Annotated in this window: 16 protein-coding genes, 1 tRNA gene and 1 pseudogene; 6 read left to right on the top strand and 12 right to left on the bottom strand. The window is 57.8% G+C overall.

Going from position 1 to position 14,812, the window contains the following annotated elements:
* Positions 1–614: 614 nt before the first annotated feature.
* Positions 615–1,205, top strand: a complete 591-nt coding sequence (locus tag SO139_RS42575) for a sce7726 family protein (RefSeq protein ID WP_498541917.1) — start codon at positions 615–617, stop codon at positions 1,203–1,205.
* Here the strand turns inward: SO139_RS42575 and SO139_RS42570 are convergent.
* Genes SO139_RS42570 through SO139_RS42560 form a run of 3 tightly spaced genes read right to left on the bottom strand, consistent with a single transcriptional unit; the run spans position 1,159 to position 4,012 of the window.
* The gene (locus SO139_RS42570; RefSeq protein WP_498541918.1) at positions 1,159–2,196 is read right to left on the bottom strand and encodes a beta family protein; all 1,038 of its coding nucleotides are present in this window, start codon (positions 2,194–2,196) and stop codon (positions 1,159–1,161) included. The two genes, SO139_RS42575 and SO139_RS42570, sit on opposite strands and share 47 nt — an antisense overlap.
* A 41-nt stretch (positions 2,197–2,237) precedes the next feature.
* Positions 2,238–3,500: a helix-turn-helix domain-containing protein gene (locus tag SO139_RS42565; RefSeq protein ID WP_498541916.1), complete on the bottom strand. Its 1,263-nt coding sequence runs from the start codon at positions 3,498–3,500 to the stop codon at positions 2,238–2,240.
* The gene (locus tag SO139_RS42560) at positions 3,497–4,012 is read right to left on the bottom strand and encodes a DUF6932 family protein (RefSeq protein ID WP_498541915.1); all 516 of its coding nucleotides are present in this window, start codon (positions 4,010–4,012) and stop codon (positions 3,497–3,499) included. The genes SO139_RS42565 and SO139_RS42560 overlap by 4 nt, the downstream gene beginning before the upstream one ends.
* A 690-nt stretch (positions 4,013–4,702) precedes the next feature.
* Between SO139_RS42560 and SO139_RS42555 the strand changes: the two genes are divergently transcribed.
* On the top strand, positions 4,703–4,927 hold the full coding sequence (locus SO139_RS42555) for a DUF3551 domain-containing protein (RefSeq protein WP_498541914.1): 225 nt from the start codon (positions 4,703–4,705) through the stop codon (positions 4,925–4,927).
* 20 nt (positions 4,928–4,947) lie between these two features.
* On the opposite strand, the gene SO139_RS42550 is transcribed toward SO139_RS42555, so the two are convergent.
* The 4 genes and pseudogenes from SO139_RS42550 to SO139_RS42535 all read right to left on the bottom strand — a co-directional run bounded on the left by SO139_RS42550 (position 4,948) and on the right by SO139_RS42535 (position 8,134).
* On the bottom strand, positions 4,948–5,715 hold the full coding sequence (locus SO139_RS42550; protein WP_498541913.1) for a hypothetical protein: 768 nt from the start codon (positions 5,713–5,715) through the stop codon (positions 4,948–4,950).
* A gap of 280 nt (positions 5,716–5,995) precedes the next feature.
* A pseudogene (locus tag SO139_RS42545) lies at positions 5,996–7,313 on the bottom strand (type II toxin-antitoxin system HipA family toxin).
* Positions 7,313–7,564 carry a helix-turn-helix domain-containing protein gene (locus SO139_RS42540; RefSeq protein ID WP_498541912.1) on the bottom strand — a complete coding sequence of 84 codons (252 nt, stop codon included), beginning with the start codon at positions 7,562–7,564 and terminating at the stop codon, positions 7,313–7,315. The pseudogene SO139_RS42545 and the gene SO139_RS42540 overlap by 1 nt, the downstream one beginning before the upstream one ends.
* Before the next feature lie 198 nt (positions 7,565–7,762).
* Positions 7,763–8,134 carry a helix-turn-helix domain-containing protein gene (locus tag SO139_RS42535; protein ID WP_498541911.1) on the bottom strand — a complete coding sequence of 124 codons (372 nt, stop codon included), beginning with the start codon at positions 8,132–8,134 and terminating at the stop codon, positions 7,763–7,765.
* Positions 8,135–8,210: 76 nt separating this feature from the next.
* Here SO139_RS42535 and SO139_RS42530 point away from each other — a divergent pair, with 76 nt between their 5' ends.
* From SO139_RS42530 to SO139_RS42520, 3 genes are read left to right on the top strand one after another with little or no spacing between them, the layout of a single operon-like run.
* Complete coding sequence (locus tag SO139_RS42530) at positions 8,211–8,504, top strand: multiubiquitin domain-containing protein (protein ID WP_498541910.1); 294 nt, start codon at positions 8,211–8,213, stop codon at positions 8,502–8,504.
* Positions 8,501–8,893 carry a hypothetical protein gene (locus tag SO139_RS42525; RefSeq protein ID WP_498541909.1) on the top strand — a complete coding sequence of 131 codons (393 nt, stop codon included), beginning with the start codon at positions 8,501–8,503 and terminating at the stop codon, positions 8,891–8,893. Before SO139_RS42530 ends, SO139_RS42525 begins: the two co-directional genes overlap by 4 nt.
* Positions 8,894–8,922: 29 nt before the next feature.
* Positions 8,923–10,305, top strand: a complete 1,383-nt coding sequence (locus tag SO139_RS42520; RefSeq protein WP_498541908.1) for a ThiF family adenylyltransferase — start codon at positions 8,923–8,925, stop codon at positions 10,303–10,305.
* Between the two features lie 97 nt (positions 10,306–10,402).
* Here SO139_RS42520 and SO139_RS42515 read toward each other — a convergent pair whose 3' ends face one another.
* From SO139_RS42515 to SO139_RS42505, 3 genes are all read right to left on the bottom strand, one after another.
* Positions 10,403–11,896 carry a hypothetical protein gene (locus tag SO139_RS42515; protein ID WP_498541907.1) on the bottom strand — a complete coding sequence of 498 codons (1,494 nt, stop codon included), beginning with the start codon at positions 11,894–11,896 and terminating at the stop codon, positions 10,403–10,405.
* Between the two features lie 172 nt (positions 11,897–12,068).
* The gene (locus SO139_RS42510) at positions 12,069–12,251 is read right to left on the bottom strand and encodes a hypothetical protein (protein ID WP_260380660.1); all 183 of its coding nucleotides are present in this window, start codon (positions 12,249–12,251) and stop codon (positions 12,069–12,071) included.
* 135 nt (positions 12,252–12,386) lie between these two features.
* Positions 12,387–12,605 carry a hypothetical protein gene (locus SO139_RS42505; protein WP_498541906.1) on the bottom strand — a complete coding sequence of 73 codons (219 nt, stop codon included), beginning with the start codon at positions 12,603–12,605 and terminating at the stop codon, positions 12,387–12,389.
* A gap of 428 nt (positions 12,606–13,033) precedes the next feature.
* Here SO139_RS42505 and SO139_RS42500 point away from each other — a divergent pair, with 428 nt between their 5' ends.
* Complete coding sequence (locus SO139_RS42500; protein WP_498541905.1) at positions 13,034–13,483, top strand: excisionase; 450 nt, start codon at positions 13,034–13,036, stop codon at positions 13,481–13,483.
* On the opposite strand, the gene SO139_RS42495 is transcribed toward SO139_RS42500, so the two are convergent.
* Together SO139_RS42495 and SO139_RS42490 are read right to left on the bottom strand one after the other, a co-directional pair.
* Positions 13,480–13,824 carry a hypothetical protein gene (locus SO139_RS42495; protein WP_498541904.1) on the bottom strand — a complete coding sequence of 115 codons (345 nt, stop codon included), beginning with the start codon at positions 13,822–13,824 and terminating at the stop codon, positions 13,480–13,482. The genes SO139_RS42500 and SO139_RS42495 overlap by 4 nt on opposite strands.
* A 631-nt stretch (positions 13,825–14,455) precedes the next feature.
* A tRNA-Leu gene (locus SO139_RS42490) sits at positions 14,456–14,531 on the bottom strand.
* Between the last annotated feature and the right edge of the window lie 281 nt (positions 14,532–14,812).

Below are 14,812 nucleotides of genomic sequence, written 5' to 3'. Positions count from 1 at the left end.
TCGCTCTCTCCTCGGCTATCCAAGGAGGGGGCAATTCCTCGTGACGCCGAGGGGGCAGTTTTCCATGGCGCGCGACATCTGCGAAAGTTGTAGACGAGAGCAGCGGGCTGAGTCGCTTATTTTCCGCCAGGTTTCACATAGTTCATTATCAGGCCACGGTCAGATCTCTGAAAGGCGACGCGGGCCGCCGATTCTGCGATCGAGCACGGGGGCTGTAGGCGGGTCTGATCTGAAGCGGTAGTTTGCGACGGCTGAAGGATGACAAGGAGCAACAAGGCCGGTATTCGTGCGAAACTGGAGCGTGCGGGTAGCGGTTCCGGTAAAAAAGCTGGGGTCAGCTCGGGATCTGGTCCGGCCCGAAGGCCCAGGACGAACGGGACCGGGCCAAGACGACGCGCGGTCAAAAGCGTTGATGAACGCCCGGACTAGGTCAAATGGACCACTTTAGGCAGGACACGCCCGGATGCCGTAAGGTCTGGAAATTGCAGCGTGATTTCATGTCTGCAGTAAGCGACGAGCTGGGATGATTGTTGAGGGTGTGAACCTGTTATTAGGTGAGGTAAAGGAAGGTGAAAAATACCCCATCCCGGGCGAAGCTGGTTAGAATCCACTCGATGGCAAAGTCGAAGGACGCCGAAATCAGATTGGCCTTGCATGGCAAGAAGCTGCGCGCCCACCGCGCGGCTCCGAATACAATCGTCGTCGACGAATTGGGTCTCGCGCACGCGAAGGTACGGATTGATGTGGCCGTCATCAGCGGGTGCGTGCATGGTTATGAAATCAAAAGCAGCGAAGACACGCTGAGCCGTCTGCCGGTGCAACTGGATCTGTATACGCAGTGCCTTGAGAAGTTGACGCTCGTTTGTGCGCCACGCCATATTGCGAAGGCGCAAACGATTGCACCAGATTGGTGCGGCATCATCGAAGCTCGGAAGGGCAATCGCGGCGGTATCAGGTTCGAGACCGTTCGGCGGGGTACCAAGAATCCGAACGTCGATCCTGTCCAGCTTGCACATTTGCTTTGGCGACCTGAGGCAGTGGCACTTCTGGCGAAGCATGCACCAGAAGCGAAGCTGAGCAAATTGCCGCGTTGCGAGCTCTACAAATCCTTATCAGAGCTTCTATCTGTTCCGCAGTTGACGGCAGCGATCCGAGAATTTATGCAGCAGCGCCAAACTTGGAGATGTCCTCTAGCGCATGCATGATGTGGTGACTGATAGCCACCTGTTTCCAGCGCGGTTGATTGCTCGGTTGCACGATTTTCTTGGCGCATTTCTCGATGAAATCGTCGCCTTCCGAGAATGTTGCCCCCCGGAATTTGCCAGAACTCAGAATGTAAGCACAATGATCGTGCATCTGCGCGGGATTGTCGCGGAACGATCCACCTTTGCGCACATGCCAATTGGCGGGTTCCGTATAAACTACCTTGCCTCCCGACTTGATCTTCCGCATGTCGCGGGGCGTGAACTCTGGGTTGACGATGGTGTAATCGCCGAAATTCGGGATACGTGCGTTAGGCGGCAATTTTCCGATCAACGTCTGATAAAAAAGCCAGTCATGACGCGGGATGTCGCCGCCCGGCTTGTCGAGAGCGACGGACTCGGGATAAGCGGAACCGAAGATGACGAATGATCGATACATGCCCAAATCACCGAGCAGGCTGACGGCGGCGATCAGTCCATCTGCAAAGTCGTCATACGGCTGATAAGCGGGAGCGCCGAGGTCTATAACAAGATCGGTCAAGAAGTGTGGCACCCCGATCGAAGCCAAAAGGGCATCGACGGCCGCTTTACAGCCCGGCTTCATGATATGCGCGATGCGAAGACGGAGTCCCACGCCGCGCCCGTCCAGCTTTACCGCGGCGGCGACGGCGGCGTTGATTGCGGGAGTGCCGTCCAGCGAGACGACCGGCACCGCGCTCGTGCCGAGCGGGCGAAGTGCATCGAAGACATGTGCGATCGGCAGCTTTCCGTCATCCATGAGACCAGCTTGAATCTTCGGATGAACGTCGATCCAGGCGGGACGAGTATCCCACTTCTTCTTATAGCGATCTGCAAAGGGCTCGACATGGTCCTGAAGAGTCTTGGCAGGTTGCCACTTTTCGAAGTCGAATTCGATTTCAGGGACAACGATGAAGGGTGTCACGCGATCTTTCGCGCTATCTGAGAGTCGCGAAAGGGCCTGATATTCGCCCATCCGCCAACGCAATGACGGAACATATGTATCTGGTTTAATAATCAATCGTCAGCCCCTTCAAGTTGAGCGCGCACTACGCCGTTGCCAACCAAATTGCTTAGGATGTGATAATTGCTTCGTTCTTTGCGGATTCTGCCTGCGATAATACTCGGATGGATGCCAAGCTTTTCCGCATCAATCAGTACCGCTTCCTCAGATAATACGAAGCGCGATAAGCATTGCTTCCAGAGTTGATCGGGGATCAGGCTTCTTAGAGCAAACTGATCTGCCTCTTTTTCTAGTCCGTCGCCATCAACGCCGTCCTCTTCGTCAAAGAAGTCGAGGCGAAGAGACGTATAGAGATGCAGAAATACGTGGCCGATCTCGTGAAACAGCACGAACCAGAAATTGTCCAGCCGATCATGTCGAAGGGTGAGCGCCACTACTGGGTGGCCGGTCGGCGAAATCATGGCCGCGCCGTCCAAGTAGGTGCCTGGCAAGTGCCGTTCAATAATCAACGCGATTCCGTGTGCATTTAATAGATCGCGCGCCTTTTCAGGTCCGTCATCGAATTGGGTCAATGAGACGAGCGTAGGGAGCCAGGAGTCTTGAATTTCAAACTCGCCTATTCGTCCGGTCTCCAGTTCTTGCCGGGCAAGCTCAAGGACGCGAGCCTGCCATGCAAGCAAAGCGAATTCGTCCGGCGCATTGCCGCTGCGGACCTTCTTGCGGTGTAGGGCTGTGGCAAATTGCGGGCCCGCTGCCATGAGAAAGTACGAGCGGGCTGCGTCTACTAAGTCTCGGCCTTTCAGCCAGCCCCGCTTCGACATTTCCTTTAAAGGAAAGCGCGTCCAATCTATGCTGGCCGGATCGCTCCAGGAAAACAGCGAGCTTTCAACCGGTCTTTCAGCCGTCGCAAAGGACTGCGACACACGAACCTTCAGGGCATCGGCTATTTCGATCAATCGAGCAAGACTTGCACTCATGTACTGAGTCGCCTCGTAGCGCTGTATTTGTTGCGCCTTCATCCCGAGTTGCTCGGCCAAGTCAGTTTGACTTAGTCCCTGCGCAATGCGCGCTTGAATCAGAATGTTTGGGAGATCGGCAAGCGAATAGGTCTCGGAAAACGCGACTGACCCCGATTTCAGGAGATCATAGTTCGCAAGCTCGCCGTCGATCTCAGAAATCTGGCTTTCGAGGGCGTTCACTTCTATTTTGCGCAAGCGCTCATGCTTCTTCGTGTCAGCACGCACGTTCGTCAGCGCTGACCGGAGTTTTGCAACTTGCTCCTTGGAGACTGCATATTGGCGATCGCTGAAGATCATGGCCTTAACCTCCGCGCTACTACCTCGTCTGTCGCTAGCGCAATCGACAAAATCCCCTTCTTCTTCCCAGTGAATCCCTCGGTTTGAAAAAAATTGGCAAACGTTGCGCCACTCGCGGCTTCGACCAGCGACGACGGAAAAAACTCGCCGCTGAAGCGAGCTTTCTGCGCGGCGCGTCCATTACTGAAATCGTCGAAGACCGGATCGAGCTTCGTGAAGTCGACGCCGGTCGGCTCCCAGCAAGCGTCATAGTCACCGGGGATCGGTTTGGCGGAAACGTAGCTGCCATCGAGCAGTACGGTTTGACACCCAACCTCGCGCAGATGCACTGCGGCTTCGACCAACCCCGCATAAAGTTCACGCCTACGAAAATTGTAGGTATAGGCAGCGGCAATCTCAGTCAGGGTTGCGGGGTGAACGCCCGGCGGCAGTACGTCCCATGGGGCGCCCACGATCGTGACTAGCGCTGGAATCATGCTTACAACAATAATGTTGTAAGCTGTGTAAATCAAGGCGAATCGTCATTTCCCCGGCGCTTTGGAGGAATTTTGCGGGCCAAGCCGGGCATATGGAACCGGCTAAGAGAGGCAAGGGTGAGTGGAGGAACGCCGATCAGCCTGCTTGCGAGAACCGAGAACCGGGACTTGGTCTTGGTGCGTCGCAAAGAACGAGGCGAAGGAACCGGCCGAGCTGAGAGTGAAGACCCAATGTGCAGTGCAGGACAGTGAGTGACCCACGGCGTCGACGCGACGTACTCCAATGAGGGGGCGCTCTACCGCAACTTCCACGGCTGTCGACTGCGCAGCTGAATTGATCTCGTGTGGGGATCTGACAAATTCCACGATCGAGCCCGGTTGGCGCCGCCCAGTCCGAAGTATGAGCAAGAATCAAAAGCCGTGCTGGTCGATGTTCCAGCAGATTAGTCGAGGCCCCTGACCAGTGCGCCCAAAAAGTGAGTTTCAGTCTTCCCGGCTCTAGGCAGCGTCACGAACGAGAGGCGCGCGAGTCACCCTTTGTACATTCGGTACAGAGCTTATGCTTAAACTTGTTGCCTATTCAGCTAAAATAACAGTCGGTGCGGTCTCTGGCTCCAATAAGCGGCGACCAGGGGATCGATCAAGCTTTAGGAGGCAGATTTACCAAGGTCACAAGATCTTTTGCGTGCTCTCCCTTTCATCATGGTGCTCCTTGTGCACGTCTTCATGGGCGTTGCATCGGGGACAACCGCAGCCGCAGCAATTCGCGCGAAACACGTGTCGCCGCTTCCATCAGACGTTTATTGTCTTCAAGGGCGTAGCTGGGGATATCCAGGCAATTGCCAGTTTTCCACCTACGAGCAGTGCCTCGCCACTGCATCGGGCACATATTCCTATTGTGGAATGAATCCCAACTATGCTTTTCAGCGGCAACGAAAGTATCCGCGTTGATGGGGACGGGAATCTGCTGGTCACTCGCGCTCACCACTGCAATCGAATGCTCGGAAGTTTGGAGACAGCCTGCGGAGCCGTGGCAGCGCCGAGTGCATCTCAATAGCATCCAATCGGCGATCTGCGGCGGCCTTTTCCCCTTCGATCACGTAGCTGGATTTTGAGTCCTTCAGCAGAAGGAAGGCTGCGGTGCGGGCGAGCAGATCCTTGGGCACTTGACTGATTACTGCGCGAGCGCGCTCCTTCCAGTCCTGGGCAATGTATTCCGTCATCGCCGGGGGCTTGAAGACGAGCGGACAAAATTCGGGCGTTCCGGGAAGATTGTCGCGAACTCGATGCCGAGCCGAGTTCTGGCCTGCGACTCCGAATTGGAGTTCGGTGTCGAGAGCATCTACGTACGACACCTTGTCTGCTGCGGGCAGCTTCAGCTCGCGGCCGAGCAGCCATTCGTACAAGAACCAGATGCGGCGTGTGTAAATACCGGTAGGCTTCTGCCGCACCAGCTCTGCGATGGCTCCTTCCTCGACGGCAAGGAACAGCCGCTTCAGAAGGGCGAGATCCAGGCCCTCGTACTTGAGGGCAAAAGTCAGGTGTCCTTCAAGCGAGGCTTCAGGCGCATGGCGAGGCGTATAGATGCGCCAGCCGCCCTGTTCCAGGATGCGATGCTTGGTGCCGATCGCGGAGAGCGTCCGGGGAACCGGAACGGGTAGGTTATAGGCGTGGATGAGCGCGGCATAGCCGGCCGGAACGGCCGTCTCAGGGAGGCGTCGGTCATGAAAAACGCTCACCGGGCCTGAAAGCGCGCGCTCATGTGGGGTTCCGTGAAAAAGACGCTCTGAATTGGGTTCGTTCTGGCCATAAGTCCTTCATATTACATGAAAAACACTATCACAATTCCAATATTAATGAAAAATACTCTCGCAGTCGGGGTTGACATGCCTGTTGCTGGGCAGGGCCCTCCAGCGCTCCCCCTCGTTCTCGCCGCCCCCCTCGTCCGGCCCCGGACCTCGCTGGTCTTCCTGCCGCTGGCGCAGGCGATCAGCGACGCAGGCACAGCCAGGCCGAGGATCATTCACCAGTCTTGAGTACGGCCAGCGAATTCAGGCGGCGCTTCGCGCCATCAGCAATCGATATGGCTATCTTCTCCGGGAAACCTTTTGGAAGCTCATTCAGCACCTGATCTATGCTTTTTGCGGCTGTGTCACCGAGCTGCTGGATGACGACCTTGACTGTTTTGTCGGGTAGACCGCAGCTTTTCGCAGTTTGCACGAAATGTCGGCCGAGAACCGTGTGGACGACGTAATGCCGGTTGCTGCCGATCGCCATGGCCAGCTTCATTTGGTTTTGGCTGATTTGCCCAGCGTCCAAGCTCGGTTGGGTCGAAATGATGTCGTAAAGCGGGGAAAGATGAAAACGTCCGCCCGGTGCCAAATGAATGCTGAAATTTTTCGCATGTCCGTCGGTGGCGGCAAGCAGCCAGAACACGATCTGCGCCTTGAAGAATATAGCCTGGTCGGCGTCAGGCGTGTCGCTGCCCTTGAGGAAATCCGAGATCTTGCGGATGCCGGGTCCGCCGTCGGACTCGTACTTGCGTGCGGGTGGAACGGACAGCGCCTGGCAGCAGTCTTCCTGCGGTAGCCGTAGCAGGCGACCGTCCCGCGTCCAGGTGCGATCGAACCGCTCAACTGCGAGCACGCGCCGCCCCGCGAATTCCGATGATGCTTGATTTGGCGACCGGCAAGCCGAGTCCGGCAACTAGCTCAAGGCACAGATGCTCGTTCTCAACGCTGGTCAGGTCGATTCCGTTCCGCAACTTCCCGATCTGCGGCTTGATGATGTGCGTAGTTGCGGTCGTGCCGTGAGGAACGTGCCACTTGTCTTTCCAGTAAAGCAGCGCGGTCTTTTCCTGCGCGCCGGCGAGAGAAATGCGAAAGTCCTGGTCGGGTCCGATACCGAGCGGATTGCTGGCAAGATTGCCGAGAATGGCGGCGATCTCCTGATCGCTAGCGGCACGGCCATCAATCGCGCCCGCGGCGCCGGGTGCGGCACCATCGGGGAGGAATTGCAGCGCGCCAATGCAATCGCGGCCGATGGCGGAGAGCAGGCTGTAAGCGTCGGCGCCGTCAGCATGCGCGCGTTCGGCAACGCGCCGGCGGATGTCATCATTGTCGGGCAGAAGATTGTCAAAGACGGCGATGACTGGATCGCCGATATAACGATCCTCCCGCAGAGGCAACGACACCGAAACGGGAATGGCATTGTCCCACGCGAGCCACTGCTCGTCGTACTGGAAATCGATTGCTCCGCTGCCCTCGCGCCGCAGCCGCCCGACGAGCCGAGCGTTGAGATAGACATTGAGCGGCGCGCGGGCAGAACGACGCGCCATCAGAACAGATCCTCGATCGCTTGAGCCGTCAATTTGGTGCGCGGCCGGATGACCAGCTCGAGGTCGAGCGCGGCGAGCGCATCCATCATGATGCGCAGTTGGGTTGCAGGTTCACCGGCCTCCAGCTTCGATACCGTCGCTTGGCGCGCATGCATCTTCTCACCGAGGTCATCCTGGGTGAGCTTCTTCTGCCGACGGTAGCGCCTGATCCCGGCGCCAACTTGTTGTGGGGTGCGGGCAATTGTATCCATGAAGCCTACGATACGCGAATGCGTATATCGCGTCAATATGCGCGATCGCGAATATCGAGCCATTATACGGATTTGCGTATATTCAAGGTTCATACGTGCTTGCGTATGAAGCCGCGGTCGGAACCTAAGGGACTGAAATCAATGAAAAATAAAGTCTATGATGCATTAGGGCAGCGTGGTTCCAACTGGTCGGTCACCTCATTTCTGCGATCGCAGTCGGGCGTACGTCGCCTTGATCAGTTCGTCCAATGCCGCAGCGGCGTCCTCATTGAGATTGGGATCTTCGCGCAGAATGGACGAAATCTGGGTCAGCGGGCTGGCCGCGCCGAAAGCCACTTTTCGTGGCCCCAAAAAGCGGTCAGCCGGCAGGCCGAGCCATTGCGTCAAAGCAGCCAGGCTGTCCACGTCAGGACGTCTTCCTTGGGATAAACGCGTTAGCGTTGAGGCACTTACACCAGATTCCCCGGAGACATCCTTCCAGGTCAGTCGACGAGCGATCCGTTCTGCATCGAGCGCGGCATGAAGGGCCGCGACGTCGAATTGGGCAGGTTCAGAATTTTTCGATTTCACTCTTGCAATTCTCCGCCTACATCGCAATATTGATTTCACACTAGCAATTCAATTTCACTTCCGCAAGGAGATCGTCATGACGAGCAACGAAGAACACGACCACCCGGGCGGTAATCCCGATCACGGCGGTGGCGCCGACAAGCCTGTCAGTCTTTTCGTCAACGAAAAACCGGTCACGGTCGAGGGCAAGAAGCAGACCGGCCTGAGCATCAAACAGGCGGCCATTGCGCAGCAAGTTCCCATCCAGCTCGACTTCGTGCTGAGCATCGAGCGCGGCGGCGGCAAGACCGAGCTGATCGGCGACGATCAGAAAATCACGGTGCACGACGGCAATCGCTTCCTGGCCATTCCGAATGATGACAACTCATGAACGCGATAACGCCTGCCATTGAGAAGGCCATTGCGGAAATCCGCTCATCCTTCCCCGACTGCCAGGTCGATGCCGAACCGGACGGTTCGGGCGGCGCATACGTCATGGTGCGCGACGTGCCGCTTGGCCCGCCCTATGTCCAGATGACGATCTGGGTCGGTTTTCAAATCACGTTTCAGTATCCGTATGCGGATGTGTACCCGCATTTCACCTGCCCGGAGTTGAAGCGCACCGATGGGCGGCCCCTTGGCGAAGGACTTGGATTGGCCTCTCATCGCGGCAAGCCCGCAATGCAGATCTCACGCCGCTCAAACAAGCTCAACCCGGCGACCGATACCGCGGCGCTCAAACTCCTGAAAGTGATGCAATGGCTCCGCACCCATCCATAGGTCCTTGGCGTCTGAGTCTGCCCGAAGGCATGTACCAGACCCTGATGCGGCACCTCTTTCCTGGCGATCACGACGAGCACGGCGCGATTATTCTCGCCGGAATTTGCCAGTCCGACCGCGGCCTGCGCCTGGTCGCGCGCGAACTGCATCTGGCGGTCGACGGCGTCGACTATGTGCCGGGGAAATACGGCTACCGGATGCTCAGGGCCCAGTTCATCCAAAGCCGCATCTTGCGCGCGCGCGACCTCAAGCTGGCCTATCTTGCCATACACAATCATGGTGGCACGACCGCTGTCGCCTTCTCGCCAGACGACATGGCCTCGCATGAGCGCGGCTATCCCGCGTTGATCGATATCGCGCGCGGCATGCCCGTCGGCGCGCTCGTGTTCGCTGGCGCCGCCGTAGCGGGTGATCTCTGGCTGCCCGGCGGGCGGCGAGCACCGCTCGCAAGTGCCGCGGTAATCGGCGGTAAGCGGCTTGAGTTGTTTCCGCAACCGCCCGCAGTGGCGAGGCGCATTCCGGACTATGACCGACAAAGTCGGCTATTCGGCGACCGTGGGCAAGCCATCCTGGCCCGCACGCGCGTGGGCATCATCGGGCTGGGCGGCGCAGGATCGATTCTGGCAGAGTTGCTTGGTCGGCTTGGCGTGGGTGAATTCGTTCTCGCCGATCCCGACAAGGCCGAGACGACGAATCTGCCGCGCCTGATCGCCGCTTGGCGTTCGGACGCATCGCCGCCCGCATGGCTGCCGGCGCGCATCCGCGAGATGTTGCGCCAATACAAGGTGCATATGGCGGCGCGCAACATTAAGCGCGCGAATCCGAACGTGAAGGTAATTGCCTTGCCGCGCGACTTTCTCGATGCCGACGTGGCAAAGCGGTTTACCGATTGCGACTACCTCTTCCTGGGGGCGGACACGATGAGTGCGCGGCTGTTGTTCAACGCCATCGTCAATCAGTACGGCATTCCCGGCGTGCAGGTCGGTGCAAAAGTTCCGGTCAGCCAAGCCGGCGAAGTTGGCGATGTATTCTGCGTCGCGCGCACCGTGCGCCCGGGGCACGGTTGTTTGTGGTGCAACGGCCTCATCAACCCAGCTCGCATCCAGGATGAAGCCGTGCCGGAGACGGTCAAGAAAGGCTATGCCTATCTGGACGATCCGGGGGTGGCGGCGCCAAGCGTCGTAACCATGAACGCGATCGCCTGCGCGCATGCCGCCGACGACTTCCTGTTCCACATGACCGGACTAAAAAATGACGACGCGGAGGCGGCGTGGTTCCGTTGGAATTCGCGCAAGAACCGCGCAAGCTACGACGTTCCGCGCCAGGATACGGAGTGTTTGGAGTGCTCGGGTATCGATCACGGTCGCTTGGGCCGGGGCGATCATTTCCCGCTGCCGGTGCGCCCGCGCTAGAGTATGATCCAGAAACGTGTGCAGCGGTTTTCCGAGAAGATCATGCTCAAACAAGAAGCTAAAGCGCAGTGACGATTGATCCGAACCCCATCGCGCTTTAGTGCATGAAGCGCTTCTCACGACATTCGTAGAGGCCGTCATCCCTAATGGCAAAGACCTTCTCGTCTTTGCCGGGATCCGCATTGACGTCGCGGACGATGAGCATGCCTGGCAAGTGTAGGGAGAGAAGGCCCGCGGCGTCCTTGCCTGTCGAGGTCGCGTCCAGAATGCTGTGTCCATACATGCGTCGTAACCCGGGCGAAGCCTGGTTGTACGAATCGACGGTCGAGATCTCGGTGATCCAGGTGAAGTGAGGCAGGTGCAGCCGCATCAGTAGATCTTTCAATCCGCCCGATGCAGAGGACTGACCGATGTGAGTACGGTAGCCCGAGGCGGAGGTCAGGTAGGTGCGCATGACGATGCCGTTGTTCTTGTGCGCCGAGATGAGCTCGTTGAGAAGCCGGTCGTTCACTTCGACCCCTTGCTTCGCCAGCCTGCGACGGATGTCCTTCATGTTGCGCAAGGTGGCGTCGAGCCGACCCCACGCGGTGCGTTCCGCTGCGCCGGCAGTCGAAAATGCCCGTAGCGGCATGAGCACGACGGCGAAAACGGCGTGGTCCGCCACATTGAGATCGACCTGCGCCGTGCCATGCAGGCGATGGTGGACCAGTTGATGAGGGTCGAAATTGTACGCGATGGCCGTTTTCGCGTCCTTGGGAAGCAGCATGTAAGGCCCAGCCTGGTCGTCGTGCACAATGTAGGCTGGAAAGTAATCAACAAGCTGGTTGCTGGGGGTCTTCTGCTTGCCGAATACGCGGCCAATCACCGTGACGGCATGCCCAAGTGATCCGGGGGATTTCTTGTCCTGAAGACCGAGGATGACCGGCAATCCCGATTCCACGTACGGCAGGATGGCGGCGCCGACATTGGCGCCTTCCACGCAAAGCGGCTGAAAGCCCATGTCGTGGATCGCTCGGATCATGCGCTCGGAGGTCAGAAAGTCGGATCCAGCCGGAAGCGAGGTTGCCTCCTCGGCCGTCGTCGGCACGGCCAGGCGCGTGATATCTGCAACTGAGAGCCAGTCGTATCTGTGCCTGTGATGCATGTGGCGCGCGCCGGTCCAGATCGCGACCTGGGCACAAGCACCGACACGTGAGTCCTGCTGCATGAAGCAGGCCCCCACTACGTCAAGCTCTGCGCCGAGCAGGTTGGCGCGGATGCTGGCTCGGCACGTCACCACGGATTCAAGATCGGGCCCAGCCGGGCCATCGCCACGCAGGGCGGTCCGTCCGATCGGCGCGTTGGGCAACGGCCGCACCACGCAGAAACCAAGATAGCTGCGCTTGCTGGTTTTCTGGAGAGCCACGGCACGCTCGACCCAATTCTTGTTGGTGCCGATGGGTTCGAGATCTTCGGCAAAGAAATGCACGCGCTTGCAATGACGATCGTAGGTCTTGAATGTCTGCGCGTAGAAGCGCCGGTAATCGGACGAATAGTCGCGGTCGATGTAGCGGGACTCGATCAGATACGACTTGGCACCGATGACCATCAAGTGACGAATGATGCTGGCGACGACGCGATGATTTCCGCCGAGACACCCAGCCAGGGTCTTCCAGTCACTCTCGTTGTTGAGCTGCCCGACGAGATAGTCTACGTTCATTGGAAATCGATTGGATCAGTACAAACTTCATGAAAAGTATCGGGACATAAAAACCTACAAGGCGCTATCGCAAGGCGAACTTCTTGCTCGCCTGCGCGGCACGGACCGCCTCTTCCTGAATTTCATCAATTTCGATCAGTGTCTTTTCATCCGTCTTAAGCGTAATCCCGAGCGCTTCGGCGCTGAACTCAACGGACTCGGATGTGAAGAGAAGACTTGAAGGCATGCTCTGCGGCTTGTCGGGCATGTGCGGGCTGTTGGGCTTTGCGGTTGAAAAATCCAGAATTGCGAGCCACCACTATTGAGCATACAGCTCCAGCGAATGCAACGAATCGTTGCCTCATTTAAGGCGCACAGCGCGTCACCGTCAATTGACACGGGTTCAGCGGCCGGCGATTTCGATATCGTCATCGGCCCGAGGAATAGTAAGTTCTTCGTTCGTTCCGGGTCGATTTCCATGGTCTGGAGCAGCAGGCAACGCGAGGCCGGCCAAGAAGAAGCCCATGGCGCTTCTGCCGTGCACTCCATCGAAACACTCAGGATTTCTGCCGGCCTGTGTCTTGATGTCCTGTGAGGCACGCAATGCGAACAGCGGATCCATCAGGGCGCACCAACTGCCGATCTATTTGTCCCTGCGGGTAAGGTCTCGCCAGAGCGGTGACCTCTTCCCGCAGTTCGAGCTTGATTGGCTGCACTCCGCCTCGGTTGCCCTGGGCATTCGTGAGCGAGTCCGTGCCGCGCTTGCTTTCGGATTGAGCCACATTATTACGCCAATCGGAGCTGCTTTGATCGATCTTTCGATCTGAAACCGGGCTTTCCGGTGAGCGAGCACACCGTGGGTCTCCTCACTTAACGCTGATGGCCTAGTCCAATTCCGAGGCTGCGAGCCTTCTGTCGCAAAGAGCCTTCGGATCGCTTCATCATCTTTGACAGCTTGGCCACCGATGACGTCAAGCTGCTCAAGGTACATTCCAAGGCTCGCACACCGATGTTGCGGCCCATGCCCTTATCGTCAACGAGTTGCTTGCCATGCCATTGCTGAACTGCGATCGCAAGCGTGCGAGGTTCGATTGCGAGGGATGTCGCACAGATGGACTTCCTCTTTGCAATTTCGATAAGGCGTCGATGACAAATCGAACGCAACCTGAAATTACACCAGATACTCCTCTTCGCCTTGCTGATGCCGTGAAGATCGCGTTTCCTTTAGGAGGAATGACGGTCGCGGGTTTACGCCGTGAGCGCGATCGTAACCGATTGGTTATTGAGAAGATTGCCGGCAAGGAATTTACAACGCTGGCTCATATTGAACGGATGCGACAGCTATGCCGCGAAGAAGCAAGGGTGCCAGACTTCAGCTCAAGTCCGCCCGCCGAGACGGAAAGATCAGCCATCAAGCAACCTGGATCATCAGAGACAACGGTCGGGATGTCAGCACAGGCTGCGCTGCAGATGAGATTGCAGCCGCGGAGGAAAAGCTAAGGGACTACATCACTTCCAAACACACACCGAAACGACGAGTGCGGCACATAGATGATATCCCAGTCGCGGATGTCCTCTCGATCTATCTGGATGCGCAACTCGACAAGCTTCGCTGTCGCTTCAAGGTCGATGGCGAACACGAAGATGCCATCCCAGATATCCGCAAACTCAAGAAGCGAATCGAGCGATTGAACGAGTGGTGGGGCGCAAAAGCGCTTGGCGAGGTCAATGGTGAGGCATGTCGCGCCTGTACGAAGAAGCGTCGCAAGAGGGGCGGTGCTCGCCGAGACCTTGAAGATCTCCGCGCTGCCATCGGACACCATGCAGACGAAGGCTATCATCGAGAAATCGTGAAGGTCTCGCTGCCAAAAAAAAGGCGAGCCCCGAGACAAGTGGCTGACGCGCAGCGATGCGGCCAAACTGATTTGGATATGCTGGCGCTATCGTGAAATGCAGAAAGGCTCGCGTCGACCGTTGGACGACGTGAAGGTTCCCACAAGCAAGCGTCCGCTCCGACATCTGGCTCGCTTTATCTTATTGGGAATCTACAGCGGAACGCGTGCGGGAGCCATCGCTGCAGCCTCTCCCATTCCGGCGCTCGGTCGTTGTCGAGTACAACGGAAAGCCCGTGAACTCGGTCAAAACAGCGTTCAAGACTGCCGTCAGGCTTGCAGAGCTTGGTCCGGGAATCTCCCCTCACACTCTGTGACACACCGCAGCGACTTGGCTCATGCAGAGAGGTGCGGATCCTTGGCAGGCCGCGGCACTTCAAGCGACATTCCGAGATAACCTGAACACGTATGGCCACCACCATCCCGACTATTTGTCTGACGCGGTCGAGAAAATCACTAAGCGCGAACCAGCCGCCGGTGAACGAAAGGCGCACGTTTCTGGTGCGGTTTCTGGTGCGGTGATTCCAATGAGACGAAGCGGTTCGTCATAAGGAGTCTTCTTCTTCTTCTTTGATTTCCTTGGTGGGCCCGGCAGGACTCGAACCTGCAACGAGACCGTTCTGAGCGGCCGGCTCTAACCATTGAGCTACGCGCCCCGCTGCGGGCGACCACTGAACGTCAGCCCCGAACGGTGCGGGGGCTCGTTTACGGGGTGCCTGGCATTCTGGCAATACTATTGAAAAGAAGTACCCATTGAGTCTCGCCTTACCGACGCCCGGCTCGATACTATGATGACATGGTTCGCCTCCAACGTATCGCGGGCTCCGTCGAAGCTCGGATTGCGGAGCGGCGTTCAGGTCTCCCGGCCCCAGGATATCCGCTTTGCTCGAGAGCGAGTCGCCGATCGCGTCGGCGAGTTCGGATTTGTTCTTAGGCG

The organism is Bradyrhizobium sp. UFLA05-89 (assembly GCF_059803475.1).
This window is presented reverse-complemented; position numbering and strand designations above follow the sequence as displayed.